The organism is Sutterella sp. (assembly GCF_030539355.1).
Lineage (GTDB): Bacteria > Pseudomonadota > Gammaproteobacteria > Burkholderiales > Burkholderiaceae_F > Sutterella.
The window spans coordinates 1-3,620 of the sequence record NZ_JAUNSF010000169.1 but is presented as its reverse complement, the minus strand read 5'-3'; the positions used below and the strand labels follow the sequence as shown (position 1 = coordinate 3,620).

Here is a 3,620-nt window from a genome sequence, read left to right as displayed (position 1 = left end):
TCCAGCACTTCAAACTTCGAGAGAGTCGCCATAGTGCTACCTCCTTAGGGACACTTTATGGCGACCGCGGCCAAAATTCAACACTTTCGATTAACATAGCCAAAATCAAAGCCCGCCGCGGGAAGCTTTCCCGGACGGGCTTTTCTTTTCGCTCCTGCTCCCCTTCGGAGAAGGAGAGCGGCAGGCGGATCAGCGACGGCGCTGGCCCTGCGGGGCGACAGGCGGACGGCCTTCGATGTGACGGAAGGTGATGCGGCCCTTCGTCAGATCATAGGGCGACAGCTCAAGCGAGACGCGGTCACCGGCGAGGATGCGGATGTGATGCTTGCGCATCTTGCCGTTGGTGTACGCAATCAGTTCGTGACCGTTGTCGAGCTTGACCTTGTAACGGGCGTCCGGAAGCACTTCCAGAACCTGGCCCGCCATCTCAATGAGATCTTCCTTTGCCATTTGAATCCATCAGGAGGGGAAAAAATGCCCCCGGGGGGCTTCGGACGGCGTCCTGTGCCGCTCCGGCCCGCGCCCGCGGGTGTGTAGAAACATGGCATTTTAGCACTTCGGGTCTGAAGAATCAGGAATTTTCCCGGTTTATCCACGAGCCTGACGACGGAAAAACCTCTCCGCCTACCCTTTCCGGGGCATTTTTCGCTTCCCGCGCGCATCCTTCTTAAGAACTAGAAAAAAGTCGAGGGATAATATCTGAAGCGTTCGCAGGGAGCCTCCCCATCCGAAGCGGGAGCGAACCCCACCCCTATTCGAGCGCGGCCGCGGAGCCCCGGCTTTCCCAGGCTGCGTGCCGCACGCAGGAGAATCAAACAATGAAGTCAGTCCTCGTTCTTTACTACAGCCACGGCGGCCACACCGCCCGCATCGCCCGCCGCATCTGGGAGACGGTCATCGCCGAGGGCAACCAGGCCGACCTGATGAGCGTGATGGAGGCCGACCGCGAGGGCCTTGACTGGAACAAGTACGAGCTCGTGATCATCGGCTGCCCGGTGATCTACGGCAAGTTCAACCGCCAGCTCGTCGCGTTCGTCAACCGCTACAAGGCCATCCTCGACGCGAAGGCCACAAGCTTCTTCTCCGTGTCGCTCGTCGCCCGCACGCCTGCGAAGTGCACCCCCGAGGGCAACGTCTACACCCGCAAGTTCCTTGAGAACAACCCCTGGAAGCCGAAGGACGCCCACCTCTTCGCCGGCAAGGTCGACTACCCGAACTGGGGCTGGCTCGACACGAAGGCGATCCAGATGATCATGAAGATGACGAAGGGCCCGGTCGAACCGACCGCCATCATCGACTACACCGACTGGGAAGACGTCAAGGAATACGCCCGTCACTGCCTGACGATCCAGGCCTGATGACCTGTTCCGCACGATCACGCGCCCCCAGGGGCGCGTGACGAATGCCGGCCGATGAAGCCCCCGGGAAGAGCCCCGGGTCTTCACAGGGCCGGCATTTTGCTTTTTTGGGTGCCTCAAAACCGCCTCTCTCTGAGGTAAACTGCGGCCACCCTTGATTTTTCACCAAAAACCATCATGACCGATTTCCCTTGGTACGTCTCATATCCGGCGGGCGTGCCCCACACCATCGATCCCGACAGCTACCCGAACGTCCCGTCGGTCCTTGACGAGGCCGCGAAGAAGTTCCCGCGCCGCACCGGCTACTCGAACCTCGGCGCCGACCTTACGTATCGCCAGGCCGAGCAGCTCTCGAAGGACTTCGCCGCCTACCTGCAGTCGCTCCCCGACATGAAGCCGGGCGACCGCGTGGCGATCATGATGCCGAACCTCCTGCAGTACGTGATCGCCGTCTTCGGCATCCTGCGCGCGGGCATGGTGGTCGTGAACATCAACCCGCTCTACACCTCGCGCGAGGTCGCCCACACGCTCTCCGACTCGGGCGCCAAGGCGATCGTCATCATCGAGAACTTCGCACGCACGGTCGAGAAGGCCTGCCCGGGCTCCGCGCTCAAGCACTTCATCACGACGGGCGCGGGCGACATGCTTCCCTTCCCGAAGCGCCAGGTCGTCAACTTCCTCATCCGCAACGTGAAGAAGATGGTGCCGGCCTACAAGCTCCCCAATGAGATCAACTTCCGCGACGCGCTCGCGGCGGGCCACTCCGCCGGCTTCAAGCCCGTCGAGGTCACGAACGACTCGCTCGCCTTCCTGCAGTACACGGGCGGAACGACGGGCGTCGCCAAGGGCGCCGAGCTCACGCACCGCAACATCGTCTCGAACATCCTGCAGGTGAGCGCCTGGATCTCCGGCGCCTTCCAGGAAGGCAAGGAGACTGTTCTCACGGCGCTTCCGCTCTACCACGTCTTCTCGCTCACCGCGACGCTCGTCTTCACGAAGTGGGCCGCCGAGATGGTGCTCATCACCAACCCGCGCAACATGGACTCGCTCGCCAAGGAATGCATCAAGCATGACGTCTCGGCGATCATCGGCGTGAACACGCTCTTCGCGGCGCTCCTGCGCAACAAGGTCTTCACGGGCCACAAGTTCAAGCGCCTCAAGTTCACCTGCGGCGGCGGCGCCCAGGTGCAGAAGGTCGTCGCCGAGGGGTGGTTGAAGCAGACCGGCTGCCCGATCCTCGAGGCCTACGGCCTCACCGAGTGCTCGCCGGCGGTCTGCGGCAACATCCCGGGCGCGCCGTGGGACGGCTCGGTCGGCGTGCCGATCTCCTCGACCGAGGTCTCGATCCGCGGCGAAGGCTTCCGCGATCTCGGGCAGTGCCCCGAGGGCGAGGATCCCACCCCGTACACGGGCGAGATCTGTGTGAAGGGCCCGCAGGTGATGCGCGGCTACTGGAAGAAGCCCGAGGAGACGGCCGCCACGATGCGCGACGGGTGGCTGCGCACGGGCGACGTCGGTCACATGGACCACCGCGGCGTCATCTCCATCACGGACCGCAAGAAGGACATGATCATCGTCTCGGGCTTCAACGTGTACCCGAACGAGGTCGAGAACGTGATCGCCGCCATGCCGGGCGTGCTCGAGGTCGGCGTCACGGGCGTCTCGTCCGCGAAGTCGGGCGAGACCGTCAAGGCCGTCATCGTGAAGAAGGATCCCGCCCTCACCGAGGAGGACGTCAAGCAGTGGTGCCGCAAGGAGCTCACGCGCTACAAGTGCCCGCACGTGATCGTCTTCGTCGACAGCCTCCCGAAGACCCCCGTTGGCAAGATCCTCCGCCGCGAACTCAAGGACCTCTGATTCCCAGGTTCCTCCTTCAGGCAGGAAGACAGCAAGGGCGCTCAGCCGGCATCGGCGAGCGCCCTTCCTCTTTGCGAAGAAAGCCTTTCTCAGGCCTTCTCTGCTTCAGCGGCGGGGGCCGCGGGAGCGACGACGCGGATGCGCTTCCCGGCGGTCTCGACGAGTTCGCCGCCGCGCAGCTTCCTGCCGCGGCGGGTCTCGGCGGCGCCGTCAACGGTCACCTGGCCCTCGGTGATGCGGGCCTTGGCCTCGCCGCCCGAGCTCGCGATGCCGGCGGCCTTGAGGAGCGCGTCGAGCGTGATGTATTCGCCCCGCAGGGAGAAGGAGATTTCCTTGGATTCAGTCATAAAGAGAACGAGAAATTGATTTAAGGCACGAACAATGCCTGTCGGACAGCCCAAAAAA

Annotated in this window: 4 protein-coding genes; 2 read left to right on the top strand and 2 right to left on the bottom strand. The window is 63.2% G+C overall.

Annotated elements, in window-relative coordinates:
* Positions 1-189 precede the first annotated feature (189 nt).
* The gene (gene infA / locus Q4F91_RS13150; protein WP_303338186.1) at positions 190-450 is read right to left on the bottom strand and encodes a translation initiation factor IF-1; all 261 of its coding nucleotides are present in this window, start codon (positions 448-450) and stop codon (positions 190-192) included.
* A 368-nt stretch (positions 451-818) separates the two neighbouring features.
* Here infA and hemG point away from each other — a divergent pair, with 368 nt between their 5' ends.
* Entirely contained in the window at positions 819-1,358 is a 540-nt protein-coding gene (gene hemG, locus Q4F91_RS13145; protein WP_303338185.1) for a menaquinone-dependent protoporphyrinogen IX dehydrogenase, read from the top strand.
* Between the two features lie 177 nt (positions 1,359-1,535).
* Positions 1,536-3,215: an AMP-binding protein gene (locus Q4F91_RS13140; RefSeq protein WP_303338184.1), complete on the top strand. Its 1,680-nt coding sequence runs from the start codon at positions 1,536-1,538 to the stop codon at positions 3,213-3,215.
* Positions 3,216-3,304: 89 nt separating this feature from the next.
* On the opposite strand, the gene Q4F91_RS13135 is transcribed toward Q4F91_RS13140, so the two are convergent.
* Complete coding sequence (locus Q4F91_RS13135) at positions 3,305-3,562, bottom strand: RNA-binding S4 domain-containing protein (protein ID WP_303338183.1); 258 nt, start codon at positions 3,560-3,562, stop codon at positions 3,305-3,307.
* Between the last annotated feature and the right edge of the window lie 58 nt (positions 3,563-3,620).

Bases quoted from the DNA above. Each gene is read 5' to 3' on its own strand.
- Q4F91_RS13135 (WP_303338183.1), bottom strand. From the start codon at position 3,562: ATGACTGAATCCAAGGAAATCTCCTTCTCCCTGCGGGGCGAATACATC.
- infA (WP_303338186.1), bottom strand. From the start codon at position 450: ATGGCAAAGGAAGATCTCATTGAGATGGCGGGCCAGGTTCTGGAAGTG.
- Q4F91_RS13140 (WP_303338184.1), top strand. From the start codon at position 1,536: ATGACCGATTTCCCTTGGTACGTCTCATATCCGGCGGGCGTGCCCCAC.
- hemG (WP_303338185.1), top strand. From the start codon at position 819: ATGAAGTCAGTCCTCGTTCTTTACTACAGCCACGGCGGCCACACCGCC.